Genomic DNA, 24,433 nt, shown 5'->3' with positions numbered 1-24,433 from the left:
ACTCCTTCTATTGTTATTTAAGCTTGCTTCATATTTCTTCGAATCTCAATAACTTTGGCGGCAATATCGTCAGCGCCGACAATCTCGGTTACCAAGGCAATACACTTTGCTCCATGAGCCGCAACTTGATTAATATTATCAGCTTTAATACCGCCGATTGCGACAAAAGGAAGATCAATCTCTTTTACGACATAATCAAGATAATCAAAACCAACTGGACTGCACACATCTTTTTTCGTTTTAGTAGCAAAAATTGGACCAACGCCAATATAGTCAGCGCCCCGTTTGACGGCATCTTGCGCTTGCTGTGGCGAATGGGTAGAAAGACCGATTATCATATCAGGTCCCACAATTTGACGGACCAATTCAATTGGTAGATCTTCTTGTCCAATATGTACCCCGTCAGCTTTCACAAGTTTGGCAATTTCAATATCGTCATTTACAATAAAGGTCGCGTTATATTCTTGCGTAAGAGCGCGAATCTGGCGACATTCTTCATACTTATAGCGCTGCTTTTTCTCTTTTTCCCGATACTGAATAATTTGAATGCCTGCTTTTAACATGGCTGTGACAATATCTATGTTGCTACGGCCTTGGGAATAAACTTCACCAGTCAATCCATACAAGTCTGTTCCCAAACAATCTTGCTTTTTCATAAAAATACTCCTTTCCCTAAATCATGCCTAAAGCGTATCGCAAAACTACATCAGCCTGTTTAGCCGCTGCCACTGCCACACGCGGCGCTAAAGGCGGCTGATCCACTCCTACACCTGTCACTAAATCACCAATTAAAAAGAAACGTTCTTTTATCTGGTGAATCGTAATCGCGTCACTGTCGCCCATGCCCGCAAGTCCGGAAGCCCCTACAAGCAGTTTGTCGGAAGAAAGCAACGCTTCAATAACTTTCTTCTTATATTCGGCCTTATCAAAGGCTTCAATGACCACATGGCAATCCGCAAAAACCCTGCTAAAATCATCAGTATCCAGTTTTTGAGCTACTGTATGAATTTGCGCCGCCGGATTAATGGCCGTCAAATTTTCCCGCAGCATCTCAACCTTTAAAGAACCAATCTGCCGGGAAAAGTAGTATTGACGATTTAAGTTGCTTGGCTCAAGCACATCAAAATCAGCAATCGTAAAATCGATAAAACCACTGCGCACTAAATGAACGGCGCAGTTCGAACCAAGCCCGCCAGCTCCGGCTATACCAATTTTAAAACTTTGAATCTTAGCTAAAGCCTCACAGCCAATCATTCTCGCCAAAGACGTTTCGAAAGCGTTCACAAGAGACCTCCTTTACCTGCTCCAAAGGGGCTGCCAATCTTTCATAACTGGTTGACAACCTTGCCGTAAGATAGCGTCTTTCATGGCAGATACATCCCGTTCATCCGACGTGTCGAACTGACCCGCATTTTTCTGATGCGCTATATGTCCGCCGACAACAGTACAAGCCCCTGCCGACATTTTAGTTACACCGATTCCCATCATATGATCCCGCATAACTGGAGTTTCACGCGATGACATCGTAATACCAGAGTAAGGCATAAATAATCGATAGGCCAAAATATATTGGACCAAATTTTTATCGGTCACAGCGACAGGTGGCTGAAATTCACCCGTATGAGGCCGCATGCGGGGAACCGAAATACTCACATCTACCGCCGGATACTTCGTCTGCAAATACATTGCATGAAGCCCTGTTTTAAAACACTCCTGCCGCCATTGATCGAGTCCAAGCAAGGCCCCGATCGAAACCGACGCCATGCCGCTTTGACAAGCCCGTTCCGGCGCATCGAGGCGAAAGCGGTAATCTTTTTTCGGTCCTTTCAGATGTAGTGTATCATAAAGCGCCGCATTATAAGTCTCCTGAAACATGGTCATATTATCAACGCCCGCTTGGACAAGCTGTTCATATTCTGCTTTGGTCAAGGAGTAAACCTCAATGGAAATAGAGGAAAAATATTTCCGAAAGATTTTAGTACATTCTTCCATATAGTTCACTGAAGCAATCTGCGGTGCATCTCCCGTTAAAAAAACAATATGTTTTAATCCGGTTTTTGCTACAGCTTGCGCCTCAAGCGCTACTTCTTCTAAGGTTAAATGATTGCGTTTGAGCTCCGTATTTAAAGCGCTAAAGCCACAGTAGCGGCATTGATTGCTGCAAACATCAGATACGTAAATTGGCGTAAACAATAGAATCGTTCTGCCGAAGTGGCGTGCTGTAAGATCCTTAGCCTTCTGCGCCATAGGCTCTAAAAAAGCCTCCGCAGCTGGCGCTAACAACTTCATATAATCGGCTAAGGAGAGATGATCCTTGCGCAATACCTGCGCTACATCCTGCTCCGACACAGCGGCAAAAAATGCCGGAAAATCAAAGGAATCATACTCTTGCAGGGCGTCAAAGACGCTACCCTTATTCATGTAAAAACCCTGTAAGCGGCGACGACGCTCGCGCTAGAGTCTGATCTACGCCTAACCCAGCTAAAAAGGCCTGTCGTCCGGCGGCTACTGCCTGACCAAAAGCTTTTGCCATTAAGAATGGATTGGGAGAACTAGCAATCGCCGTATTCAGCAAACAAGCTGACGCACCCATTTCCATAGCTTCTACGGCATGAGACGGCGCTCCAATCCCTGCATCAACGATAATCGGGAGTGAAATCTCCTCAATGAGAATTCGAATTAGTTCTTTCGTTTTCAAGCCGCGATTGGTGCCAATCGGCGCGCCTAAAGGCATAATAGCAGCAGCTCCGGCATTTACTAACGCTTTTGCCACCATTAAATCGGGGCTGATATAAGGCAAAACCACAAAACCTTCTTTCGCTAAAACCTCGGCAGCTTTTACAGTTTCATAACCATCAGGCAGCAAATACTTACTGTCAGAAATAACTTCAATTTTAATCCAATTCCCACAGCCGGACGCTTTTGCTAAACGAGCCAGACGAATCGCTTCTTCTGCTGTTCTAGCGCCTGATGTATTGGGCAGTAATTGCATATGATCTGGTATATTTTCTAAAATATTATCTTGTTTTGCTTGAAAATCAATACGCCTGAGTGCCACTGTAATCACTTCGGCGCCAGATGCCTCGGCAATAGCCGGTATCAACCTATCATCACTATATTTCCCTGAGCCAATAAATAAGCGACTAGAGAGCTTTCTCCCGCCAAGTTCAAAAAAATCTTCCTGCTGTTGCATAATTAACCGCCTCCGACAAAGCGCAACACTTCAATCGTATCTTGATCTTTAACAATTGTTTGAGCCAATTCGTCGCGCTTTATAATTGTTTGATTTAATTCCACTATGACTGTGTCCAAATTGATTTTTTGCTGCAATAATAACTCTTCTAGTGAAACTTCTGTTGCAAAAACAACCTCAGCTCCGTTCAAACGGATTTGCATTCGCCTCACCTCACTTGCTAAAAAATCGCAAATAAAAAAGCTCGCGATCCAACATAGGCGCGAGCTTAAACCAAGCTAAGTGCGTGCTTCCCTACGCTGGTATTAACCAGATCAGGTTCAAAGGGTCGAAAAATCTTTCTCTCAGCCGCCAACCGGCTCCCCTAGCGAACTATTAATTTATCTGTATTATAGTACAGCCTTATCGCTTTGTAAAGAACTATTGACTGCTTCCCTGTGCCTGATTTGTATCTTCGGCAAATTCGCTAAGGGCCTGTAAAATTTTAAACTCAGGCTCTTTTGCCAAAGAAGCGATAAAAGCCCGACGAACATCAGGCTGGTTAAAAAGTTGCACAAGCTGCGGCCTTACTTCCGGACTTTCTAAATGCTCTGCCAAAACCTTAGCAACCTCCGGTCGCTTTAAATACTCCAACATTTCCTGGCTTCCCTCGGGCGATTTCAGATAGCGCAAAACCTGCGCCGCCAACATATCTTGTATGGCTGGATTATCCATGCTTGTTTGTACAAGTGTCATAACAGCTCGCTGTTGAATATAATGACGGTCAAGCCACAGAAAGCTGCCAACTGCGATAAGTAGGCCTGAAATGAGCCCTACTAATATACTGCTAAAAATTTTTCCCCGCACTTTCTTCACCTCAATCTTCTGCTTCACTTCTTACCATACCCGCTTACGTTTTTTTTATTCTTCGTATAACTCTTGTAAGTTTAGGCTATAGTAAGAAAAACAATAGGAAAGAAGGATGGGCAATGACTTTTAAAGATATGGCCAATTCTGAGCCGCAAAAAAAATCGCGTCCGGCAGAAGCGTCAGTGCAAAAATCAGCAAAAACAGATACTGAGACTGTCAAAGAACAGAAAAAGTTCCCCTGTAAAAACTCTCTGCCAACTTAAAAAGAACAGTCAGGCTCAATTAAGCAGCCTGACTGTTCTTTTTATTGGTTTGAGACAAAACGACTCAAAAACGCATAAGCTACAAAAAAGCTATGGTGGTGAAACTATGCGACTGAAATGCCCCAAATGCCAGAAAAACTATTTTTGGGGTAAAGGCTGCGCCTACCCTTATCAATACTTTCATACATGTCGCCGCTGGTGGTGGAATTACCATCCCTACTGGTGGAATTACTTCTACTAAAAGGGACTTACGCCATCTCTTCCATTAACGAAAGCACCGAACTCGGCTGACTCAAGTTTCTGGCGATAAGTGTTCCCTGCGCCAAAGCGGGCAAGGATTCCTCTAATGTCATTCTATCAGTCTGATAGATAACGCCAAGCGGAATTTTATCACCCCATTGCCCGGCAATGGCGCTAGCCTTAGCAAAATCAGTTTCATCATAATCGGACAAGGTATCCACTTTGTAGATTCTCTCTTGATACCATTGATACGTATTAACATGATTAAATGATACGCAAGGTTGCAGAATATCGACAACAGCAAAACCTTTATGCTGAATTGCCATAGCCATCGTTTCGCTCAAATGCGCCAGGTCGGCTGAATAGGATCTAGCAACAAAAGTCGCGCCAGCCTGCAAAGCAAGTTGAACAATGTTTACAGGCTTTTCTAAATTACCTAGCGGCGGCGGTGTGAATTTCGTTATCGCCCCTAGATCACTTGTAGGCGAGGCCTGTCCTTTAGTTAGGCCATATATCTGGTTGTTATGAATAAAATAGGAAATATCTAAATTTCGCCGTGCTGTGTGGATAAAATGCCCCATTCCAAGGCCCATGCCGTCGCCTTCGCCGCCTTCGGCAATTACAGTCAGCTTATGATTAGCTAACTTCAATCCTGTAGCCACAGGCAGCGAACGACCGTGAAGCGTTTCAATACGGTATGTATTCACATATTGACTTATTTTGCTGGAACAACCGATTCCTGTAACGAGAGCCGTCTGTTCCGGATCTAATTCAAGCAGTTGAAAGGCTTTTTTCAAAGCGGCATGAATACCAAAATTACCACAGCCTGGGCACCATGTAGGAACATAAGGTAAAGTATATTGATCCATTATACTAGCACCTCCTTGATTTTATCGGCGATAGCTTTAACACTAAATGGTCTAGAGTCATATTTAAAATAAGTAAAATCTGGTTTTATTCCGGTATAAGAACCCAAGAGCAAGCCAAGCTGTCCTGTTTTGTTGCCTTCAATCAACAATGTTTTTTTCGCCTTTTGTAAAACAGCCTCAACGGCCGCTGTGGGAAAAGGCGAAGGATACAAAACTTGTAAATAATTCACAGAAACTCCTTGTTGCGCTACTTCATCCATCGCTGCTAAAATCGCGCCTTTAGAAGATCCCCAACCAATCACCGTCAAATCGGCCACCTCAGGACCGTGCAGTTTGACAGAAGGAATTTCCTTAAGCAAATCTTCAACCTTATTAAATAGCTTATCAGTACCTTTTTCCGTAATGCTTGGTTCTTCTGCCGCATATTCCCGGTTTCCCGAGCTATAAAATCCGTCAGCGCCATGAGTATAACTTGTGGCTATATGACGACCACCCTTCTGACCGGGAAAAGACCGCGGCGATACGCCGTTTTCCGTTAAACTATATCGTAAATAAGGTTGATGGCTCGCCAAGTAATCCTCATCAGCCAAACTTCTTTCAATTGCAAGGCCGCTTTGATCAAAAAAGTCCTGAACCCAGCTGGAATCCGCCAAATATTTGTCAGTCAGAATAATGGCAGGCATTTGATATTTTTCAGCTAAATTGAAAACCCGAAAGGTTTCATAGAAACACTCATCTACATCACCTGGCGCTACAATCAAGCGAGGAAACTCTCCTTGCGAGGAATAGTAGACGAAATTCAAATCAGCCTGAGCTGTCCGCGTAGGCAAACCAGTACTTGGGCCACCTCGTTGGGCCAGTACCATTACAACAGGGATTTCTGCTTGCGCCGCAAACCCTAGCGCTTCTACCATCAGAGCAAAACCGCCGCCGCTCGTGGCGCCGATTGCTCTTACACCGCCGAAACCAGCACCAATGAGCATATTCATTGCCGCAATTTCATCTTCAGCTTGCTTGAAAACTAAACCGTAGGCAGCCCCGTGGTCTGCTAGATAAGTAAGCACACTGGAGCCAGGCGTCATTGGATAGCCTGCAGCAAAAGTTACACCTGCCGCCAAAGCACCGAGCGAAATCGCGTCATTGCCATTAATCAGCATTTTCTTGCGGTCAGTTTTTTCAAAAGCAAAAGGAAATTGCTTGCTAACTTTATATTCATCTTGCACGGCAGTAAAAACCTTATGAAACAGCGACATGTTTTTTTCTAGCACATCGGCTTTTGTAAACTCGCTAGCGAAAACATGAAGAATTGCTTCACTAGAAAATCCGGTTAAAGCGCAAAAAGCAGCAAGCATAGCGCTATTGACCATAACTTTCTCATCGCCACTTTCTAGCGACTGAACTAACTTAACAGGAAAAACCTGAACTCCTTCAGGCAATTTCACTAAATCAGGTTTGACAGCACCGTCATCATACAAGGCCACAGCCCCAGGTTTTAGTTTGTTTATATTTTGATCCCAAGCGGGCTGTGAAAAAGCGCCGAGAAAATCCAGCTCTTCATCATAAGCATCTTGAGGCACAGAACCAATCTGTACTAAGCAGTCATTTAAACCGCCTTTAATAAGGGAAGGATACTCGTTAACTACAATAGCCCACAAACCATAGCGGCTAGCCGCCTTGGCCACGGTAGAGCCAGCGCTCATTACACCGTACCCTGCTTGTCCGCCAAACATGGCAGTAAAAGATTTTTTTGACATTCCTGTTCCCCCTTTATTTCTTATTATAAATAAACATTCGCCAAACTTATAAACAAGCCTTCTAATTGAATTATATTTTTTAAAAAATATTGTTTATTATTTATGTAAATCTTTTATTGGATTTTTATCGTACGCCTAAAAAATAAACCAGACAAAGCCTACCGGCTAGTCTGGTTTATTTTTTCATTATGATTGGGTCAAAGAATAAAAGCCTAAATAAATCATTAAAGCTAAGACAATAAGCCCATAAATATAGTTTGCCTTTGAATTATTCGGATGATCAACTGGGCGAAAAACCATCGTATCTCCTCCATATTTCTGCTAAATTCCGTTTTTTAGAATTCATACACTCTCATCCACTGCGTCTTAAACAAGAAGACTTCACAATAATATGTTCTGCTGCAGCCTTGGCGATAATGGCAGCGCAAACGCGGGCATCGCTTAAAGCTTCATGATGATTTAATTCTACTGCCAAATGAGCAGCCACAGTATGAAGCTGATGATTTTTTAGTTGAGGCCAAGCTTTTCTGGCGACATCGAGCGAATCAATCACTTGAAATGATGGCACAGGTAATCGATAATAAGCAAGCGATTCTAATAAAACCGATTCGTCAAACCGTGCATTATGGGCCGCAATAATTTGTCCTTCAATGTAAGGAACCACTTCTGCCCAGATTTCGCGAAAAGTCAAAGAATCTCTTACCTGATTATACGTAATCCCATGAATATCAGTAAACGTAAACGTCGGGGTAGGCGGTCGAATAAACCAAGACTTTTCCTCAATAATCTCGCCTTTTTCTACTAGGGCAATTCCAAGCTGACAAGCGCTATAATGCCTAGGATTCGCTGTTTCAAAATCAATGGCCGTAAATCGTTCTGGACACATAGCGCCTCCTATGCTCAATGATCCCATTTTATAACACTGGCGCCCCAGGTCAAACCACCACCAAAGCCTACAAGAACAATGACATCGCCTTTTTTGATAAGGCCGCTCTTAACGCCTTCATCAAGAGCAATTGGTACAGATGCGGCCGAGGTATTTCCATATTTATCAACATTTATGACAACACGGTCTAGCGGTAATTTCAGCCGTTTTGCCGCCGACTGAATAATGCGATAGTTAGCTTGATGCGGCACTAAATAAGTTACATCATCGGCAGTTAAGTGAGCTTGTTCCAGTGCTTTATTAGCAGCCTCGCCCATAATTTTTACAGCAAATTTAAAAACTTCATTTCCATTCATGCTGATATAATGAAGCCGTTTTTCAATCGTATCACTGGAAGCAGGAGATTTAGAGCCTCCTGCAGGTACTTTTAAGAGATCACCACCAGCTCCGTCTGCACCAAGATGACTTCCCAGTATCCCATAGCCAGATTCGGTTTCTCCTAAAACTACCGCGCCAGCACCGTCGCCAAAAAGAATTGCAGTACCACGATCTGTCCAGTCAGTAATTTTCGACAAAGTTTCGGCTCCGATTACAAGAACTTTTTCATATGTTCCTGCTTTTATAAAGTTAGTACCTACAGCCATGCCATAAAGGAACCCAGAACATACAGCAGTCAAATCAAAAGCCGCCGCCTTTGAAGCCTTTAACCGATCTTGCAGTAAGCAAGCTACAGAAGGGAATACCATATCAGGTGTAACTGTTGCTACTATAATCAAATCCAGTTCTTCCGCCGTTACATTGGCATCTTTTAACGCCCTTTCCGCTGCAATAAAGGCTAAATCCGAAGTAGTTTGATCTTCAGCGGCAATCCGCCGCGCTCGAATTCCAGTACGCTCAACAATCCACTCATCTGCTGTATCAAGAATTTTTTCTAAATCTTTATTTGTCATTACTTTCTCAGGCACATATGAGCCAATTCCTAGTATACCAACAGCTTTCTCGGCCATAGATTGATCTCTCCTTCATCTTTTCATTAGCGTCTACAAATAACGCTTTCTTATGTCGAGTAGAATTTGTTATATTAACTGACCTAATCCCTATCTTAAAAACTGCGCTGACGCATTATTTTATCATTAAGTCTAGTAAACAGGCAACAAAATTCCATTATCTTGAAAACCACCAAGAATTTCCCCATCAAAAATCAGATAAAAATAGAACCACAAAATAATATATGGTTCTACCGAAAAGACGAATGAGTCGTGGTTACGCCCATTCAAAAGACAAAGTTACGACAATCTCATTATCTTCAGAGCGAATGCTATAATAAGAAGCACGCCCTAGTAGCTTCTGAAAAGAACGGATTTGTTTCGGCGTCTCACCGATAATTTCTGGTACTCGAATCGTTACAAGCGCCTTATTATTAAAATTTTCTACAACGCTTACATTATTTGAAACAAGCTTAATTCCGGTAAGGATACGAATAAAGGTTGCCCGTCTCATTTTCGGCCTCCCTTTCCATAAATAAAAGTTAGTACTATTATACCACAAATAGTCCAGACTGTTCCACCAACTTGGCAGCTATGCTCTCTTCCTATTTTTCAATAGAAACGCAAAATGTCTCTATAAACCAGTGTTTATAATTTTTTTGCCTAGTTAAAAATAAGATTATTACTTTTTTCAAAGCAATAATCCAATATAAAAGAGCAATTTTTGCTACAGGCATTTTCTCTTGTTTCCTCAAATATGATATAATAAAAGCACTAACAAAAAATTTGATTAATTTTTTACCATGTGCTATTTTCAGTAAGTTTCGAAAATACCTTTATCTTAAGAAAGGAGGGTTGTTGTTCTTTACTGGAATCATTTGATTTTATTATATTAAAGGAGGTTTTATTCATGACAAGTCCATTTCTAGGTGAATTTCTTGGTACGGCAGTCTTGATTTTTTTCGGCAACGGCGTAGTAGCAAATACGTTGCTGAAAAACTCCAAAGCGGAAGGTTCTGGCTGGATAAACATAATTATTGGCTGGGCTATTGGCGTTCTAATGGGCGTTTTCGTCGCCATTGCCTGTGGTGCACCGCAAGCCGATCTAAATCCAGCAGTAACTTTAGCAAAAACTTTAAACGGCGTTTATCCCGGCTCTGAAGCTATGGGAATTATGCTTGTCCAACTTGCTGGCGGTTTTGTCGGCGGTTGCCTCACTTGGATCTTCTTCCGCGGCCATTGGGAAATAACAGAAGATACTGGTGCAAAATTAGGCGTCTTCTGCACAGCCCCAGCGATTCGCAATTATTCCCAAAACTTATTGTGCGAAGCCTTGGCAACTCTTATGCTGATATTCCCGATCTTTGCTATATTCTCTAAAAACGTCGGAACAATCCCACCGGCTGTCGGTCCCTTTATGGTTTCCCTTTTGATCTTAGGCATCGGCTCTTGCCTCGGCGGCACTACTGGATATGCCTTAAATCCCGCCAGAGATCTTGGCCCGCGCATTGCTCATGCTATTTGCCCGATTGCCGGCAAAGGCGACTCTGATTGGGCTTATTCCTGGGTTCCTGTTGCTGGTCCAATGATCGGCGCAGTTCTTGCTTTTATGCTTAGCAAAGCAACTGGTATTTTATAATCCACTCTAAAAAAGAAAACAAATAAAAAAGAGACTGCTGCAAGTTAGAACTTTTTGAACTTGTAGCAGTCTCTTTCCCTATATTTATTTGATTAAAACAATTGCCGCAAACCAAGACAAATAAGCAAAAAACCGGAAAGCAAAGTAGCTTTTTGCCCAAGCCATTCAGCCCCATATTTTTTACCAACATAAGCGCCAATCCATAAAGTAATAAAGCTACAAAGGCCGACAAGAAGAGGCATTAACAAACTCGGTAAATCGGTCATACTAACGTCAATCCCGATCGCCAGAGTGTTGATGGATAAGGCAAACCCCAGTACAAAAGCCTCGCGCCAATCAATATGGTGTGATTCATCATGATCGGCTTGCTCCGGTCGGCCAATAATCGCCTGCGGCCAGCGACTCTTCTTAAAATCTTTCGATTCTTTTATGCCAGAAGCGCCAATAAGCACCCATACTCCCACAAAGACAATTAAAGCAGCGCCAAAAAGATTCGCTACAGCCAAAGCAATATGAGCCTTTATTAACTCACCAATTTTTTCAGCAAAAAAGGTAGCGCCAAATGATAAAAAAGCAATGATTAGGTTAGCCTGCCAGGAAACTTTAATATTTCTAACCCCATAGGCGATCCCTACGCCTAAATTATCGAGATTCGCCGTAATTGCTGTAAATAGCGCCAGAATCCAGGTCAAGAAAACCCCTCCTAAAAGAAAACAAAGAGTAGGAAAAACTTCCCTACTCTTTTATTACAGACTGTATTTTTCAAAAAACAAGAGTTCCTAGCTTTTTATGGGGCGCTGGTAAAACCAAATGATCAATTACTTTGTCAGCAATAGAACGACAGCCCGCTTCAACGGCTATCTGAACAGCTGATACTTCGCCAGTTAGAGAAACCACCGCTTTCCCTCCCATAAATCGAGCTAAACGAACTTCTAACAATTGAATCGGCGCACTCTTAGCTGACGCATCAGCAGCCACAATAGCTGACGCTACAGAAGCACACTCTATGACGCCTAACGCTTGCAGGGCCTCTGGCTGATTTTGACGCTTTATCGCCGCAATTACGCTTTCATGCAAATTAGGGATGACAAAAGATGCCACAAGCTCTTTACTAGTATTGCTAGAAGTTCCCGCGGCCACAGCACTTTTCACAGCTCCCACATCGCCTGTAACCATGACGAGATATTTGCCGGGACAAATCGCTTGAGCCGTAAGAAGCTCTATCGACGCCGCTTTACACATCGAATCAGCAGCGGCAATACCGCAGGTAATTTTTCGAAATTCTAGTAAGCCAATAGCTTGTTTCATCTTTTTCACTCCCTAGTGCAACATTTTTACTAGATAAACCTCGACTTATACAATAGAAAATCCATCAACAAGAACGCACCGTCTCTGACGCGTAAAGCTACGCGGTGAAGTAAGACCTTCACCAGTTGGCCCAGCAATTGTAAAAGTCGTATGACCTTCACCGCCTACACCGATACCAGCATAGGAAGGAGCATTTTTTACAAAGATCGTTGTTTCGATCGCTTTTGCTAATCGCGTAAGATGATCGACATTTTTGGAATGCATAATCGCCGTATGACGATTGCCATGTTCGACTTTCACAGCAAGTTCAATAGCTGCGTCAATATCCTTCACCTGCACAACAGGTAAAATCGGCATCATAAGTTCTTCTACAACAAACGGATGATCTTCCGCGGTTTCGCACAAAACCACACGAACGCTGTCAGGTACTTCAATACCAATTTTGCTTAGCAAATATTTAGCGTCCTTGCCAACGTAATCCTTATTGATCCCATAAGATCTTTTTGGTTTTTCGGTACAACCCTCAGCCATTTTCTCGGGTTTTTCAACCATAACAACTGCCAAAAGATCATCAATTTGTTTACCAGAAATTAAATAAGCGCCATATTTTTGCATATACGAAATGAGTTGATCGGCAATGGAGCCCACAGCAATCACTTCTTTTTCGGCAATACAAGGCAAATTATTATCAAAAGAGCAGCCCGCAATAATGTCTTTTGCTGCTTTGGGAATATCAGCTGTTGCATCAACAACAGCTGGTGGGTTACCAGCTCCGGCGCCAATCGCCTTTTTGCCTGACGATAACACAGCTTTCACTACGCCAGGACCGCCTGTGGCTACAAGCATATTAATGCCGGGATGACTCATCATAGCATTTGTCGTTTCTAATGACGGGGTAGCTACAGCCGTAAGTAAGTTAGCCGGTCCGCCAGCGGCCATAATCGCCTTATTTAAAATTTTAATTGTCGTAAGCGAAGTGTTGCGTGCGGTAGGATGGGGACTGAAAAAAACAGCATTTCCTGCAGCAATCATACCAATTCCGTTACAAATAATAGTTTCTGATGGATTCGTTGTCGGCGTAATCGAACCAATCACGCCGTAAGGTCCCATTTCATAAAGGGTCAGTCCATGGTCGCCCGTCTTTGCTTCTGTCCTCAAATCCTCTGTTCCAGGCGTATTTAATGCGCCCATTTGATTTTTTATAATCTTATCGGCCACTCGGCCCATCCCAGACTCTTCTACCGCCATTTTTGCTAAAAGCTCCGCATTATTATAGGCCGCTTCTCGCATCGCTTTTACTAGATTTTCCCGTTCCCTAATCGATAGGGCTCTTAAACTAAGATAAGCTTCCCGTGCGGCGGCAACACCTTCGTCTACCGTTTCGTACACGCCATAATCACCGCCATGACCTTTGGCAGCTTCAGGCTGTTGGAGCTGCGCCAATACTTCAGCAGTGATCTTTGTAATGAGTGTCTGATCAATGTTCACGTTGTTACCCCCATTCGGTCTCCATAAATATTCTCGTCAGTCCCTTACCATGCGGCAAGGCCAGCTTTAGCAACTGCCATGTCTTCCTCTACCGTTCCGCCGCTCACGCCGATCGCTCCGACAACAACGCCTTGCTCAATGAGGGGGAATCCGCCGCCAAATACAACAAATCTACCATTCAAATTGCCTTCTAGTCCATAAATTGGCATTCCCGGCTGAACGGCTTTAGCCACTTCATCAGTTGGCATTTTCAATGAAAGCGCTGTATAAGCCTTATCAAGAGCCAAGGAAATACTTGCTAACAAAGAATCATCCATCCGCTCTTGCAAAACAAGATTCCCACCACAATCTACTACAGCAATCACCATAGGAATTCCTAATGTGATCGCTTTTTGTTCAGCGGCTGCTACTATTTTTTTTGCTCTTTCTAACATAGGCATCATTCTTTCCGTTGGTGTATTTATGTTCGGCGCTGCTTGCAGTGTTTTTATAACTGCTTGAGTAACAGTTGTTATCAGTTCTTCCTGTTCTGCACAGCGAGCTAAAACAAATAAGAAATCAGATAACCTGTTAATATAGAGCGAAACATTTGGCGGAATTTCTTCGCTCCGCCGTGCTTTCACGACAGCTCGCTCGGCTCGTCTAACCATGCTTCTTGCCAAATCAATCGCTGCGCTCACAGCAGAAGTCCCTGGCGTAATAAAATACTTTTGTGGAATACGCTGTTCTTCCAGCTTGTCAATGGCAGCTTCCAACTTCGCTACATGCTGCTCAGTAATGTAGTAAGACTGACCGTTCTGTAGTGTTTCTGTTGCCAAATCGGCATTCAGCCAGATCAGCTCTTCTTGAAGCCTTACGATCGCTTCAATAACCCAGTCCTGTTTGGATAAAGCTCTGGCAAGCCCCAAAGCAGCACTGGCCTCATCAATCGTACCATATGCCTCTACCCGCACATGATCCTTCGGTACGCGCTGACGACTAAATAAACTTGTTTCTCCCTGATCGCCTGTTTTTGTATATACCTTCATTGTACTTACTCCTCAATGAGCGATTGGTTTAGTTCGATTGTATCAATAATTCCAATAATCGCCGCATCTACAGCCGATTGCGGATTTCCCGTCACATGTCTGGCTGAACTGCCTGTAACAACCAAAACGGACTCTCCTGTTCCAGCACCAATCGTGTCAACAGCTACAACAGGGCTAAGACCTTGATTGGAGCAAAGGCGAAGCGGCTGTACAATTAAAAGTTTGCAGCCTGTCAAACTTTCATCCTTTGGCGTTGCTACGACTGTTCCTACTACTTTTCCTAACCACATAACGATCGCTCCTATCGCTTAAGCTTACTCTTGGCTAAAAGTAATCCCATAGTCTCGGGCCATATCACGCGCCAGAGGGGTTATAAGGGCTCCAGGTACAACAGAAATACTAGAAAGCCCTTGGGCGACTGCCGCCTGAACTATTTTAGCATCAAGAACGGCACGTTTCGTCCCGCTTTTCGGGTTCCTGCCAACTACCGCTTCGACTTTTACTGCTTTTGATAAACTGCCGAAGCATACTTTAGCAAGCTCTAAAGCAGGTGTTAAATGAATGCCGAATTGCGCGATGGTTTCTAGATTTTTGGTAAGAGCCGCCATTAAGGCTGGCGAAGCTTTTCCCATATTGCGTTCACGTCGTCCCCAATCGCCTGGATCTGCAGCATTTTGCGCAGCAACAACAGGTTTTCCCATCATCAAAGCTTGCATAATTAAAGTCGTACATAACGTATCAGCTTGCGTATGAGCAATTTTAGCTGCTGTATTTTGTGTTAGCACAGGGACAAGAACTAGGTCAGCATCGCGCAGTTCTTTGCCCGGATAAGGCGAAGCCGCCGTTATAATTTTCACACTAGAACCAAGCTGGGCCGTAATCCGTCCTAAGCCAATAACTTGCTCCGCCGCTTGAGAAAGAACGACTGTGAAGAAAAATCCTTGCTTTTGAAGCTTTGTCAATTCAATAAAACTTTCTTCCATGCCGATTGTTCCGCCTGTAAAAATAGCCAAAGCCCGAACTTTCCTTTCGGGCGGCTGAGGAACTTGCGGCAAAGTTTGCAGGCGGCGCATAACTTCTGTAACCACCTGTTCGACAAGCACATCATAATTCACCTATGATGCACCTCCTAACTTTACAGCAAAGTAACTTTATCACCATTTTTCAAACCGAAGGCATTTGCTTCATCTGTATCAATATGAAGTTCCAACCTAAAGTGATTTTGCACGCGAATCAAAACATGAGTCATCGTACCGCCGCGAACCCCATCAAAGGCAATGGTTTTTAATTCACCATCTTGGACGCCAAACCGCCGTGCATCGTCGCCGCTCATATGGATATGTCTGGTTGCGCAAATAACGCCTTCTTGTAGTGTAATTGCACCGCAGGGACCAACAACCACAATTCCGGCAGAACCTTTAATATCACCGGAATTGCGGAAGGGAACTTTTACACCGAGACTAAAACTGTCGGTAAGCGAAAGCTCTACCTGGGTAGTTTTTCGCAAGGGACCAAGAACTCTTACGCCAGTCATCGCTCCCTTAGGACCTACTAAAGTCACTGTTTCTTCTGCGGCAAATTCCCCAACCTGGCTCAAGTCTTTCTTCTTAGTCAGACTTTTTCCGCAACCAAATAAGACTTCCATATGTTCGGCAGAAAGGTGGATGTGACGATTCGATACGCCCACAGGAATTCCTTCAGGCTCCTTTAAACGACATAGAACTTGCTTTACAATTGCTTGAATCATCGTTTCTTCCAAACTACTCACTCCCACCGTTTCCCTGCCGAATCATGTAGACTAAAAGCCTAATTATTCTTGTCCGTCAATTTTTGGTAGAATTTTTTCTACATCCGTGTGCGGACGAGGAATAACATGAACCGATACAAGTTCTCCGACTTTTCCCGCTGCTGCGGCACCACTATCAGTAGCTGCTTTTACAGCTCCTACGTCACCTCGCACCATAACAGTAACTAAGCCAGAACCGATTTTTTCATACCCAACAAGTATGACATTTGCTGCTTTTACCATAGCATCAGCCGCTTCAATTGCACCGACTAAGCCTTTTGTTTCTACCATTCCTAAAGCTTCTCCCCGCATTATGATTCCTCCCTATTCTTATGTTCGTCGTAATGAATGCAGTTCACTCGCGGTTCTCCTTTACGGCGTTCACAAACCGGATCAGAGCAGAGATTGCAAAGATCTTCCGGTTTTTTTTCAGTCTTTTTCACTTCCGCCTGACTGTCTGCTTCACTTGTTGTCTCATTCATTATTGCTGTTTGTACAGACTCCTTAGACTCTGCTACGACAGCTTCCTCGCCCAAAACAGTGTCAGATGCTATAGCAACTTCCACCGCAGCAACTTCGACCACAGCTTCTCCCTGTTCTGGCGCCACTACATCGGCCTCACTAGAGCCACTGGCCTGTTTTTGCCAACCGACCGTATCTTTCGTAAACAAAAGGCCGTCGATTTCCTGATGTGGCCGCGGAATGACATGAGAAGAAAATACTCGATTTACTTTTATCGCTGCCGCATTGCCTGCCGTAACAGCAGCTGTAACAGCGCCAACATCGCCAAAAAGTTTTACCGTAGTGAGACCGCCGCCTTTGGCGAATTCGTAACCTAATAGTTTTACATTTGCTGCCTTCACAGCTGCATCAGCTGCCGTAACAGCAGCAGCTAATCCTACCGTCTCAATCAAACCTAATGCTTGCCTAGACACGTTTCAACACCTCCCCATGGCCGTGGGCCGATTCTTGCAAAACCCGGCTGACTATGGAAGATACTAATTGATATAAGGCCATGGAGTCCTCTTGTTCCTTTTGATCAAAGGTCAAAGAAGTATTGACGTCTTCGCTAACGGCCTTTAGGGATTTAAAGGGAATTCCCTTAACAAGCCGCGCGGCATTATAGCCAAGCGCGCGGCAAACGCTTAGGTTATCTGTTTCTTCCGAAACAAACAGCGGTTTTGCTATGGGAAGTTTCACATAGTGAATGCACATTTTCGCGGTCGTGATACCAACACCAACACCAAGCTGCGACTGCGTCGCAGCTTCATGAGCCAGTTCCTCCACCGTGTCAGTTGTTGTCGTCTCAATCATGCGATAGGGAATTCCTTCTTCTTCCATTCCAGCAGTCAGTTCGCGCAATTTTCTTTCATAACCAGCGTGAGGCTGCATTTGAATAACAATGCAAGGCTTACTAGCAGTTTGATTTGCTGTCATGTCCCTCACGCCTTTCCATCAAAATATGAAAGCACCAAACCTGTCGCAACAGCATTCCGCGGCCCTTCACTGCCACGAATATTGCCGCGTCCGCACACAATTCCAAACTCGCCAAGCGCGTCTGTCACCATGTCAGCAACTTCGAAATCAAGAGCCGATCCACCGACGAGTACCACAAATTCAATGTGGCGAATATTTCCTGTAGGCGCTACCCTTGCCAGAGACCGAAGCGCATTTGTCACAAACACCCGCCGTTTGGCTTCCCGCCGTACATGACGAATCTTATCAAGCGGATGATCAAAAGGAATCGGCACCATGTCATTCTCTTTTAAAATAACCACGCGTGAAAAGACCTGCGGTGGCAGATTTTCTTCAAAAAATCGCACTGTGCCATCTTCCAGACGAATATGATACAAACTTTCAACCTTCGCTAAAGGATATTTTTTGATATCTTCCGCTAAGTCAAAATCGTTAAGACCTAACTCTGAATTAATCAGCATCGTAACCATATCGCCAGCGCCAGCTAAATGAATAGACTCTACCCGCCCTTGCCTTGTAATAATCGCTGCATCAGTAGAACCGCCACCCATATCCAAAATAGCTAAAGGCTTATCGGTACCAGGTGTTGTCAACGCGCCAGAAATTGCCATATTAGCTTCAACACCGGCAATAACAACACATACCTGCAGTCTTTCTGTCAGCTGATCCGCAATCTGTTGCATTGGTAACCGTGATGTTTTGACCATAGCAGCCAGGGCAACGGCATTTTCTAGGGCAAATTCCCCGGCAAGTCCGCCTTGCACTTTCTGCGGGACAAAAGTATCAACAGCTAAAATATCTTGAATCTTCATTTCACCAATAGGCTGTGAAGTCAAATCACTCATAACCTGTCTGACCCGCTCCAACATGCCGTTAACATTCGTTCCCTTTTCGCCCTGAATATCGCGAATCGGCTGTACTCGTTCCACGGTTTCCATAATTTTACGAGCCCCAGCCTCTACATCAATATCCTCCCGGCCTTTTTCTCCGATCAAAGTAATGAATCCGGCCGGAATCGCTCTAGCCTTGACATCGCCAGCTGGTGTTCGAACAACAACAGCTGATCGATTTCCAATCAAAGCTCTGGCAATTGGTACAATAAGCTTTGTTTCCTCTGGCGATAAATCAAAAACAGTAGCAATTCCGTAAGGATTTGACAGGGTTTGAATCGTTTGGCCAGGCAAAGCAACTTCAACAGCGGAAAGCATGTTAAGCGGAACCTTATCAATCAAGGTGACTTCATCAATAATGGGAATACGCTTATGAAGTCGATTCGCAATCAAGACAGCATCATCTTGCCTTACAATCGCCCCCTGCACATCAACACCCCGATCAATGGCGGCGTTTAATGCAACAGCAGCATCCTCAAAATCAATTCCACTAGGAATCACACAAATCACTTTTTCATGAGCAGCGGTTGTTAACAAATGGTCATAAGAAATTGTCGTTCCAACACCAAGACCAATACCACCCGGTGTAGACGGATTATGACCAATCATTGTCGATTCCGTAATAATTGTTTCAGTAATTGTTTCCATCGCCAAGTCACCAATAACAGGAGTCGCTTCATTTAGACGAACTTCACTGATATCCTTTAAGACAATACCAGACTTTTTAACAGCCTCTTCCAAAGCTAAAATAATGCCTGGCACATTGGCGATCGTTCCCTTTATCCCGGTTGTTTTAACAATACTGCTAGCAAGATATTTTCGGCTGCCACTAGTGTCAACTTGCGCTAAGCAAACTTCAGTTGTTGAATTGCCAACATCCACACCTGCGATAATTGTCATGAGAATCCCATCCTACTCTGCTCTGAGTCGATTCCGCCGTTCGTAAACATCTGCAGCTTCTCTGACTAGAGCCGCACTCATTACTGCATTGTATTTTGTTTCCATTTCATCAGCAATTGCAAAAAGCTCTGCTTTAGTAGAACGATAAGGCCGCAGGGCATTATAAATTTCTAAAATTCGTTTATCGGGAATCGCCGTAAGTTCTGCTGCTCGCCGCAGATTATCACCAAACTGATTACGGCCTACTCCATCGGCTATTTCAGCCTGCATCCGCAACGTTTCTGGTGCAATGCGCACATCTTCCGGTGTAACACTGCCATTTAATACGCTTTCCAGCGTAATATCTGTTAATTTTTTGCCTGTAGGAGTTTTTAACATATCAGGATGCTTTGCCGAAAGCGGATAATCTTTTTCTGGGCAAAGACCACCTGCAGTCGAAGCAAATTTAGGAGCCGCTTGCGGTGCTGGCGTTGCCCCGCCTTGATACATTGATTGTAAAACTTGACGAACAATTTCTTCTACTACTTTTTCCTGAGACATTGATTTCACCTCCGCTGATTTAAAATTGCACTTCTATTTCAATCGGTTTTGCGCCAGGCACAACATGTTCTGTTTCTTTGATGTGAAGTACGGCTGCTTTCGCTTGGTACTTTGGACGCGCCATCTGATCATTTTTGGTGGGAACAGGCGTTGGGGATTCACCTTTAGCGTATTTAGCCGCATTTCGGCCAATGGCGCGATAAGTAGGCAAATCAATCAGGGGCGACTGCGAGAAAAGTTCTAAATTGCTAAGCGGCGGTAAATCTTTTTGATGAATGACCGATGTACCACGCGATTGAATGCCAATGGCAATACCAGAACCGCTTAACTTTGTTGCATCATGAGCGGCAAAATCCACATCAGATGTTCTTAAAACTCTTATAACGCGGGCTTGAATTCCTTCTTCTTCAATACCAGCGATCATTTCTCTCAGCACATCGCTATGAGGAATATTAATGATCGTTTTATTTTGATATTTGCCAAAAGCCGGAGCAAGAGCAATTACGACTTCATCAGTCCGTGTACCAGGGCGAGCTTCGCCTTTTTCCACCAGTGTCATGGGACGTCCGGAAACAGCCGGTTTACTTGCGGCAGTACCGGAAGCTTTGGGCTCCATGCCTTGCATAACTTGCATAACAATTTCACGAATCATTTGTTCGTTAATTTGCATTTTTTCGCACCTCTTTCCCCGACTCAAACATCGAAATCAGACGGATTGATCGCCTGACTGATATTTTTAATTTCTTCCCAGCGTTCATCGCTGAGGCGATAACCGGTTCCAGGTCCCTGATAATCATTTTGCTGATTAACGGCACTAATAACATTGAAGTTTTTATCCAAAATAGCTGCCGTATGGAGATAGTCGCCGGAAATACGTTGTTTTAAAAGATTCAATACATTCGTTGCTATATCGGTAAAGCCTGTTTTCGCTAACGCTTTAATGATATCGAGCCCCGTAATGCCTCGACTCATTAACTCTTGCGCCGCTTTAAGGTCTTCCACAACATTACGCGGCGGCATATCGTTGCTGCCATGAGCATAGGTTGCAGCTTCTACCTCTTCATCCGTAATAGCTGGGAACCCGAGTTCTTTAAATACAGCTTGAATGGCTTTCGCTGCTTTATTACGAACGCGGATGACTTCTTCTTCTGACGCCGGGCGAAGGCCGCCATCTACTTTAAGGTCACGCTGCAGAATATTCCAATCATCATAGTCTTCTACATCCCAGTTAGAACCAGCAAACATATTGTCATAATTCGGCGTAGCGCTATAGCCAGAGCAAATGAAGTCAGTACCTGGCAGGAACTGCATCAAAGTACGGGCTGTACGACGAATGTCGGAATGGGTAAAAGTCTGGTCATTACTGGAAGCCACTTCCAGATCCAGCATAGCGGCGCAAAGATTTTCTGCGAGCACAGCGCGAATCCCTGAAGGAACAGCTGCCGGAACACCGATACAACTTACCGAACCATTCTGCAAACCTTGAACACCAGCGCCGCGAGTAATCATGATGCAACGCACTTCCAGGTAAAGCATCGATTTTCCTTCGGCATAGCCCATCTGTACTTCTGAGCCAGTGCCTGACGTAAAGCGCATTTTGAGACCGCGTGAAGCATACGCCGATGCCAAAAATGCTTTCGACCACGGCGTATCATCGCCATCAACAAAAACGTTTTCAGTGCCGTATACGGAAATCGTTTCAGCGTAAGCAGTGATGCCGCGCATTCCCAACTCCAGCTCTGTCGCTTCTTCCAAAGCGCATTGAATCAGCGTACCGCCGCGACCGACCTGCCCGCCCAGAAGAAGGGCCAGAGCATTAAATGGCGCATACCGAACGACAGCAACGGTTGTTTCCATTTCATCAAAACCGCGCAACGATGCTTCGGCACCATCAGCAGCAATCTGCACCGGGTTATCTTTTACATTCGTAACATGGCACTGATTCGAAGGCGTTTTGCGAGCACGCATTTTTTGCAGCGCCATCATCATTTCTACTACATTCATAGCATTAAAAACTTCAACAAGTTTTGCTGCCGTCAAGCCTCTCACAATTTTTACAATTTCTTTCCGTGATACATTGACATCTACAAGCATTTTAGCAATTTCCACACTATTCATAGCCATTGCTTTTTCTGCTATCGTGACATCAATTGCATAATCAGCAATAAACTGATCGATAAAATCAAATTTATCGCGGGGAATTCCATCCATTTCCACGATTTTTCCGTTTTGTACTTTAATACTAGGCACAGGGTCATTGGGGCTGCCCATAGCCATAAGACCAACTTCCGGCCATTCTACTACGAACCCATCCTGATTGACGGGACGGGCAGCAAGCGCTTCAAAACGTTTTGATCTCTTCATGATAAATCCCCTCCTCGTCGACTTAGATATAAGGTGTAGTAGTAGACGGAGCAGCACCGCCTAGAGCTTCCAACAGTTTTTTACCAACATCTTTAGCAGCCAGTACGGACTGACGAACGGCTCCTGAGTCACCGCTGATCGCAATGATAACTTCGTTGGAGAAGCTCGTTCCTTGTGCTGGGCTAGAATAAGCGATTAACTCTACATTGGCTGTTTTTACAGCCACATCCGACATAAGTACGCCAATAGCGGCCGGAGCGCCGACAATCAGACCAAAAGCTTTCCCTAAAGGGGCATTAAAAGCTTTGTTAATGGCATAGCTGGCGCGAGCCGTGTACTGCAATTCAATATGACCAGCATCATTGCCATAAACATCGCCAAAAGTACGATTTAATTCTTTTAAAGCCACTTCAATCGCCCGTCTGGCATCTGAAACTTCTTCAGCGCCAAAGAGAATCAAGCAACCATGACCAGCGCCGCCTTTTGTATCGCGAGCTAGTTCAATCGTAATGATTTCCGTATTTGTTGCTTTAACTGCTTCATCAGCCGCCATAATGTGCGGACCAGCGCCAGTACGAGCGCCTAAAATACCGATGGACCGGAATTTAGGATCGATCTTCATCATGTCATGAAGCATGGGATCCACATTGGCAATAACGAGACCAATGGTATCGCCGATTGCCGTGCCGACAAATTCCGTAAGTCCGGGATTTGCAAATGCGGCGGCAGTTGCTGTTGGGGCTTCGGCAGCTCCCGTTCCAGCTCCTTGCGCTTCCATTCTTTTTTTAATTTCATCCATTACTTTGTCAATCAATTGCTCTTGCATTTATATAGTCACCTCCATAAAATTTCCTACTTTACTTTTGGCAGAATTTTTTCTACATCCATATGCGGACGAGGAATTACATGAACAGATACAACTTCACCTACTTTACGGGCTGCTGAAGCACCGGCATCTGTAGCTGCTTTTATCGCGCCGACATCCCCGCGCACCATAACAGTCACTAGACCTGAACCGATTTTTTCATAACCAATTAAAATTACATTGGCTGCTTTTACCATGGCATCGGCGGCTTCTATTGCACCAACCAGACCTTTTGTTTCCACCATCCCTAACGCTTCACTCATTGCTGCACCTCCTTTCGAAAATGTAGTCCATTAATTCTTCTATACCTTCTCCTGTAAAAGCGGAAACAGGAAATATAGGTCCTTTTACACCGCTTTCCAAAAGACGGATACGAGCTTTATCCCGATCAGCATCAGGCGAATCGATTTTGGTAATCACCCCAATACTGTCGCGAGAAAACATGCCGACAAAGCCCGGAGGCAGAGTCGGACGGGTGTTACGGCTGTCTTGGACAATTACAATAAGCGAAGCCTGCGCCGCCGTAACCATAAGGGCTGAATAAAATCGCGGCATTTGCGCATACTCGCCAGGTGTATCAATCGCTCCATCAGTAAAAACAAAAGATTGTGTCTTTTCTGCCTTTTTCGAGTCCTTGTTTAGCGCATGAATCAGTGATGTCTTCCCTGCGCCGACAGCACCAACAAACATAACCTGGTTCATGGTTAGGACCGCGTTACTTTCGGGCCGGAAAAACCAAGCCCCTCGGTCAAAAGGTGGATCACTTGCTGCAAAGCCGCTTCTACAGCAGATACATTCCCTGTTATCACAACAGAACCAGTAAAGCGATCCATAAACCCGATTGCAACATCAGCTGTTTTCGTAGCGGCATCAGCGGCAATGATCGCTGCTTCGCAGGGAGTAATCGTTAAAATGCCAATAGCCGAAGCATTTGTCAGGCCTAATTTTTCACACAAGTCTTTTTTGGGATTCGCGATTAAATGAGCTAAAGTTACTTGTTTGCCTGGTACATATTCTTGAACCATGCGCGGTTTTTCCGGTGCCATTTTCCCCCCACCTATTTTTCATAGTTTTTACACTTACTTATATTTGATTTTTCTGCCTTTCTA

General features: G+C 44.3%; 31 protein-coding genes and 1 riboswitch. Of the genes, 2 read left to right on the top strand and 29 right to left on the bottom strand.

From position 1 onward, the window contains the following. Positions 1–17: 17 nt before the first annotated feature. From thiE to AC0MXB_RS03670, 6 genes are all read right to left on the bottom strand, one after another. Positions 18–656 carry a thiamine phosphate synthase gene (gene thiE, locus AC0MXB_RS03695; protein ID WP_474038265.1) on the bottom strand — a complete coding sequence of 213 codons (639 nt, stop codon included), beginning with the start codon at positions 654–656 and terminating at the stop codon, positions 18–20. A 16-nt stretch (positions 657–672) separates the two neighbouring features. Beyond that, positions 673–1,284 (bottom strand): sulfur carrier protein ThiS adenylyltransferase ThiF, encoded by a 612-nt coding sequence (gene thiF / locus AC0MXB_RS03690; protein ID WP_474038263.1) that lies wholly within the window; start codon positions 1,282–1,284, stop codon positions 673–675. A gap of 12 nt (positions 1,285–1,296) precedes the next feature. After that, positions 1,297–2,421: a 2-iminoacetate synthase ThiH gene (gene thiH / locus AC0MXB_RS03685; RefSeq protein WP_474038262.1), complete on the bottom strand. Its 1,125-nt coding sequence runs from the start codon at positions 2,419–2,421 to the stop codon at positions 1,297–1,299. Continuing rightward, on the bottom strand, positions 2,414–3,193 hold the full coding sequence (locus AC0MXB_RS03680; RefSeq protein ID WP_474038261.1) for a thiazole synthase: 780 nt from the start codon (positions 3,191–3,193) through the stop codon (positions 2,414–2,416). The genes thiH and AC0MXB_RS03680 overlap by 8 nt, the downstream gene beginning before the upstream one ends. Positions 3,194–3,195: 2 nt before the next feature. Continuing rightward, on the bottom strand, positions 3,196–3,396 hold the full coding sequence (gene thiS, locus AC0MXB_RS03675; RefSeq protein WP_474038260.1) for a sulfur carrier protein ThiS: 201 nt from the start codon (positions 3,394–3,396) through the stop codon (positions 3,196–3,198). A gap of 71 nt (positions 3,397–3,467) precedes the next feature. Next, positions 3,468–3,569, bottom strand: a riboswitch (TPP riboswitch). Between the two features lie 44 nt (positions 3,570–3,613). Further along, positions 3,614–4,066, bottom strand: coding sequence for a HEAT repeat domain-containing protein (locus AC0MXB_RS03670; protein WP_474038259.1), 453 nt, complete (start codon positions 4,064–4,066; stop codon positions 3,614–3,616). A gap of 95 nt (positions 4,067–4,161) precedes the next feature. Here AC0MXB_RS03670 and AC0MXB_RS03665 point away from each other — a divergent pair, with 95 nt between their 5' ends. Further along, positions 4,162–4,305 carry a hypothetical protein gene (locus AC0MXB_RS03665; RefSeq protein ID WP_474038258.1) on the top strand — a complete coding sequence of 48 codons (144 nt, stop codon included), beginning with the start codon at positions 4,162–4,164 and terminating at the stop codon, positions 4,303–4,305. A gap of 248 nt (positions 4,306–4,553) precedes the next feature. On the opposite strand, the gene AC0MXB_RS03660 is transcribed toward AC0MXB_RS03665, so the two are convergent. The 5 genes from AC0MXB_RS03660 to AC0MXB_RS03640 form a co-directional block, all read right to left on the bottom strand. Next, on the bottom strand, positions 4,554–5,414 hold the full coding sequence (locus AC0MXB_RS03660) for a 2-oxoacid:ferredoxin oxidoreductase subunit beta (protein ID WP_474038257.1): 861 nt from the start codon (positions 5,412–5,414) through the stop codon (positions 4,554–4,556). Then, positions 5,414–7,168: a 2-oxoacid:acceptor oxidoreductase subunit alpha gene (locus tag AC0MXB_RS03655; RefSeq protein ID WP_474038256.1), complete on the bottom strand. Its 1,755-nt coding sequence runs from the start codon at positions 7,166–7,168 to the stop codon at positions 5,414–5,416. The genes AC0MXB_RS03660 and AC0MXB_RS03655 overlap by 1 nt, the downstream gene beginning before the upstream one ends. 352 nt (positions 7,169–7,520) lie before the next feature. Continuing rightward, the gene (locus tag AC0MXB_RS03650) at positions 7,521–8,054 is read right to left on the bottom strand and encodes a 3'-5' exonuclease (RefSeq protein WP_474038255.1); all 534 of its coding nucleotides are present in this window, start codon (positions 8,052–8,054) and stop codon (positions 7,521–7,523) included. A 14-nt stretch (positions 8,055–8,068) separates the two neighbouring features. Then, positions 8,069–9,061, bottom strand: a complete 993-nt coding sequence (locus tag AC0MXB_RS03645) for a beta-ketoacyl-ACP synthase III (RefSeq protein WP_474038254.1) — start codon at positions 9,059–9,061, stop codon at positions 8,069–8,071. 256 nt (positions 9,062–9,317) lie between these two features. Then, entirely contained in the window at positions 9,318–9,554 is a 237-nt protein-coding gene (locus AC0MXB_RS03640; RefSeq protein WP_474038253.1) for a hypothetical protein, read from the bottom strand. A gap of 396 nt (positions 9,555–9,950) precedes the next feature. On the opposite strand from AC0MXB_RS03640, the gene AC0MXB_RS03635 reads away from it, so the two are divergent. Then, complete coding sequence (locus AC0MXB_RS03635) at positions 9,951–10,679, top strand: MIP/aquaporin family protein (protein WP_474038252.1); 729 nt, start codon at positions 9,951–9,953, stop codon at positions 10,677–10,679. 92 nt (positions 10,680–10,771) lie between these two features. On the opposite strand, the gene ytaF is transcribed toward AC0MXB_RS03635, so the two are convergent. The 18 genes from ytaF to eutS form a co-directional block, all read right to left on the bottom strand. Further along, positions 10,772–11,371 (bottom strand): sporulation membrane protein YtaF, encoded by a 600-nt coding sequence (gene ytaF, locus AC0MXB_RS03630; RefSeq protein WP_474038251.1) that lies wholly within the window; start codon positions 11,369–11,371, stop codon positions 10,772–10,774. A 70-nt stretch (positions 11,372–11,441) separates the two neighbouring features. Then, positions 11,442–11,987, bottom strand: a complete 546-nt coding sequence (locus AC0MXB_RS03625; protein ID WP_474038250.1) for a BMC domain-containing protein — start codon at positions 11,985–11,987, stop codon at positions 11,442–11,444. A 45-nt stretch (positions 11,988–12,032) separates the two neighbouring features. After that, the gene (locus tag AC0MXB_RS03620; RefSeq protein WP_474038249.1) at positions 12,033–13,475 is read right to left on the bottom strand and encodes an aldehyde dehydrogenase family protein; all 1,443 of its coding nucleotides are present in this window, start codon (positions 13,473–13,475) and stop codon (positions 12,033–12,035) included. 44 nt (positions 13,476–13,519) lie between these two features. After that, positions 13,520–14,503 carry a cob(I)yrinic acid a,c-diamide adenosyltransferase gene (locus tag AC0MXB_RS03615; protein ID WP_474038248.1) on the bottom strand — a complete coding sequence of 328 codons (984 nt, stop codon included), beginning with the start codon at positions 14,501–14,503 and terminating at the stop codon, positions 13,520–13,522. A 5-nt stretch (positions 14,504–14,508) separates the two neighbouring features. Beyond that, positions 14,509–14,793, bottom strand: a complete 285-nt coding sequence (locus AC0MXB_RS03610; RefSeq protein ID WP_474038247.1) for a EutN/CcmL family microcompartment protein — start codon at positions 14,791–14,793, stop codon at positions 14,509–14,511. Between the two features lie 24 nt (positions 14,794–14,817). After that, positions 14,818–15,618, bottom strand: a complete 801-nt coding sequence (locus AC0MXB_RS03605) for a flavoprotein (protein ID WP_474038246.1) — start codon at positions 15,616–15,618, stop codon at positions 14,818–14,820. A gap of 20 nt (positions 15,619–15,638) precedes the next feature. Further along, positions 15,639–16,277, bottom strand: a complete 639-nt coding sequence (locus AC0MXB_RS03600; RefSeq protein WP_474038245.1) for a phosphate propanoyltransferase — start codon at positions 16,275–16,277, stop codon at positions 15,639–15,641. Between the two features lie 36 nt (positions 16,278–16,313). Continuing rightward, positions 16,314–16,601 carry a propanediol utilization microcompartment protein PduA gene (gene pduA / locus AC0MXB_RS03595; RefSeq protein ID WP_474038244.1) on the bottom strand — a complete coding sequence of 96 codons (288 nt, stop codon included), beginning with the start codon at positions 16,599–16,601 and terminating at the stop codon, positions 16,314–16,316. Continuing rightward, positions 16,601–17,224 (bottom strand): BMC domain-containing protein, encoded by a 624-nt coding sequence (locus AC0MXB_RS03590; protein WP_474038243.1) that lies wholly within the window; start codon positions 17,222–17,224, stop codon positions 16,601–16,603. Before AC0MXB_RS03590 ends, pduA (AC0MXB_RS03595) begins: the two co-directional genes overlap by 1 nt. Further along, positions 17,217–17,726, bottom strand: a complete 510-nt coding sequence (locus AC0MXB_RS03585) for a glycerol dehydratase reactivase beta/small subunit family protein (RefSeq protein WP_474038242.1) — start codon at positions 17,724–17,726, stop codon at positions 17,217–17,219. The genes AC0MXB_RS03590 and AC0MXB_RS03585 overlap by 8 nt, the downstream gene beginning before the upstream one ends. Before the next feature lie 5 nt (positions 17,727–17,731). Continuing rightward, a complete protein-coding gene (locus AC0MXB_RS03580; protein ID WP_474038240.1) occupies positions 17,732–19,555 on the bottom strand; it encodes a diol dehydratase reactivase subunit alpha in 1,824 nt (607 codons plus the stop codon). A 12-nt stretch (positions 19,556–19,567) separates the two neighbouring features. After that, entirely contained in the window at positions 19,568–20,095 is a 528-nt protein-coding gene (locus AC0MXB_RS03575; RefSeq protein ID WP_474038238.1) for a diol dehydratase small subunit, read from the bottom strand. A gap of 19 nt (positions 20,096–20,114) precedes the next feature. Further along, on the bottom strand, positions 20,115–20,765 hold the full coding sequence (locus AC0MXB_RS03570; RefSeq protein ID WP_474038236.1) for a propanediol/glycerol family dehydratase medium subunit: 651 nt from the start codon (positions 20,763–20,765) through the stop codon (positions 20,115–20,117). 23 nt (positions 20,766–20,788) lie between these two features. After that, positions 20,789–22,459 carry a propanediol/glycerol family dehydratase large subunit gene (locus tag AC0MXB_RS03565; RefSeq protein WP_474038235.1) on the bottom strand — a complete coding sequence of 557 codons (1,671 nt, stop codon included), beginning with the start codon at positions 22,457–22,459 and terminating at the stop codon, positions 20,789–20,791. Positions 22,460–22,481: 22 nt separating this feature from the next. Beyond that, on the bottom strand, positions 22,482–23,285 hold the full coding sequence (pduB, locus tag AC0MXB_RS03560) for a propanediol utilization microcompartment protein PduB (protein WP_474038234.1): 804 nt from the start codon (positions 23,283–23,285) through the stop codon (positions 22,482–22,484). Positions 23,286–23,311: 26 nt separating this feature from the next. Then, on the bottom strand, positions 23,312–23,587 hold the full coding sequence (pduA, locus tag AC0MXB_RS03555; protein ID WP_474038233.1) for a propanediol utilization microcompartment protein PduA: 276 nt from the start codon (positions 23,585–23,587) through the stop codon (positions 23,312–23,314). Next, positions 23,580–24,026 carry a EutP/PduV family microcompartment system protein gene (locus AC0MXB_RS03550; RefSeq protein ID WP_474038232.1) on the bottom strand — a complete coding sequence of 149 codons (447 nt, stop codon included), beginning with the start codon at positions 24,024–24,026 and terminating at the stop codon, positions 23,580–23,582. The genes pduA (AC0MXB_RS03555) and AC0MXB_RS03550 overlap by 8 nt, the downstream gene beginning before the upstream one ends. Before the next feature lie 2 nt (positions 24,027–24,028). Continuing rightward, positions 24,029–24,370, bottom strand: a complete 342-nt coding sequence (eutS, locus tag AC0MXB_RS03545; protein ID WP_474038231.1) for an ethanolamine utilization microcompartment protein EutS — start codon at positions 24,368–24,370, stop codon at positions 24,029–24,031. Positions 24,371–24,433 lie beyond the last annotated feature (63 nt).

Source organism: Pelorhabdus sp. sgz311001 (assembly GCF_055901755.1).
The sequence above is the reverse complement of the archived record's forward strand: the minus strand, read 5'-3'. Positions and strand labels throughout refer to the sequence as shown.

What these genes read in the sequence shown, in the direction of transcription:
- thiE (WP_474038265.1), bottom strand. Translation starts at nt 656, where the DNA reads ATGAAAAAGCAAGATTGTTTGGGAACAGACTTGTATGGATTGACTGGT.
- thiH (WP_474038262.1), bottom strand. Translation starts at nt 2,421, where the DNA reads ATGAATAAGGGTAGCGTCTTTGACGCCCTGCAAGAGTATGATTCCTTT.
- AC0MXB_RS03680 (WP_474038261.1), bottom strand. Translation starts at nt 3,193, where the DNA reads ATGCAACAGCAGGAAGATTTTTTTGAACTTGGCGGGAGAAAGCTCTCT.
- thiS (WP_474038260.1), bottom strand. Translation starts at nt 3,396, where the DNA reads ATGCAAATCCGTTTGAACGGAGCTGAGGTTGTTTTTGCAACAGAAGTT.
- AC0MXB_RS03665 (WP_474038258.1), top strand. Translation starts at nt 4,162, where the DNA reads ATGACTTTTAAAGATATGGCCAATTCTGAGCCGCAAAAAAAATCGCGT.
- AC0MXB_RS03660 (WP_474038257.1), bottom strand. Translation starts at nt 5,414, where the DNA reads ATGGATCAATATACTTTACCTTATGTTCCTACATGGTGCCCAGGCTGT.
- AC0MXB_RS03655 (WP_474038256.1), bottom strand. Translation starts at nt 7,168, where the DNA reads ATGTCAAAAAAATCTTTTACTGCCATGTTTGGCGGACAAGCAGGGTAC.
- AC0MXB_RS03650 (WP_474038255.1), bottom strand. Translation starts at nt 8,054, where the DNA reads ATGTGTCCAGAACGATTTACGGCCATTGATTTTGAAACAGCGAATCCT.
- AC0MXB_RS03645 (WP_474038254.1), bottom strand. Translation starts at nt 9,061, where the DNA reads ATGGCCGAGAAAGCTGTTGGTATACTAGGAATTGGCTCATATGTGCCT.
- AC0MXB_RS03640 (WP_474038253.1), bottom strand. Translation starts at nt 9,554, where the DNA reads ATGAGACGGGCAACCTTTATTCGTATCCTTACCGGAATTAAGCTTGTT.
- AC0MXB_RS03635 (WP_474038252.1), top strand. Translation starts at nt 9,951, where the DNA reads ATGACAAGTCCATTTCTAGGTGAATTTCTTGGTACGGCAGTCTTGATT.
- AC0MXB_RS03625 (WP_474038250.1), bottom strand. Translation starts at nt 11,987, where the DNA reads ATGAAACAAGCTATTGGCTTACTAGAATTTCGAAAAATTACCTGCGGT.
- AC0MXB_RS03615 (WP_474038248.1), bottom strand. Translation starts at nt 14,503, where the DNA reads ATGAAGGTATATACAAAAACAGGCGATCAGGGAGAAACAAGTTTATTT.
- AC0MXB_RS03610 (WP_474038247.1), bottom strand. Translation starts at nt 14,793, where the DNA reads ATGTGGTTAGGAAAAGTAGTAGGAACAGTCGTAGCAACGCCAAAGGAT.
- pduA (WP_474038244.1), bottom strand. Translation starts at nt 16,601, where the DNA reads ATGCGGGGAGAAGCTTTAGGAATGGTAGAAACAAAAGGCTTAGTCGGT.
- AC0MXB_RS03585 (WP_474038242.1), bottom strand. Translation starts at nt 17,726, where the DNA reads ATGACAGCAAATCAAACTGCTAGTAAGCCTTGCATTGTTATTCAAATG.
- AC0MXB_RS03580 (WP_474038240.1), bottom strand. Translation starts at nt 19,555, where the DNA reads ATGACAATTATCGCAGGTGTGGATGTTGGCAATTCAACAACTGAAGTT.
- AC0MXB_RS03575 (WP_474038238.1), bottom strand. Translation starts at nt 20,095, where the DNA reads ATGTCTCAGGAAAAAGTAGTAGAAGAAATTGTTCGTCAAGTTTTACAA.
- AC0MXB_RS03570 (WP_474038236.1), bottom strand. Translation starts at nt 20,765, where the DNA reads ATGCAAATTAACGAACAAATGATTCGTGAAATTGTTATGCAAGTTATG.
- AC0MXB_RS03565 (WP_474038235.1), bottom strand. Translation starts at nt 22,459, where the DNA reads ATGAAGAGATCAAAACGTTTTGAAGCGCTTGCTGCCCGTCCCGTCAAT.
- pduB (WP_474038234.1), bottom strand. Translation starts at nt 23,285, where the DNA reads ATGCAAGAGCAATTGATTGACAAAGTAATGGATGAAATTAAAAAAAGA.
- pduA (WP_474038233.1), bottom strand. Translation starts at nt 23,587, where the DNA reads ATGAGTGAAGCGTTAGGGATGGTGGAAACAAAAGGTCTGGTTGGTGCA.
- AC0MXB_RS03550 (WP_474038232.1), bottom strand. Translation starts at nt 24,026, where the DNA reads ATGAACCAGGTTATGTTTGTTGGTGCTGTCGGCGCAGGGAAGACATCA.
- eutS (WP_474038231.1), bottom strand. Translation starts at nt 24,370, where the DNA reads ATGGCACCGGAAAAACCGCGCATGGTTCAAGAATATGTACCAGGCAAA.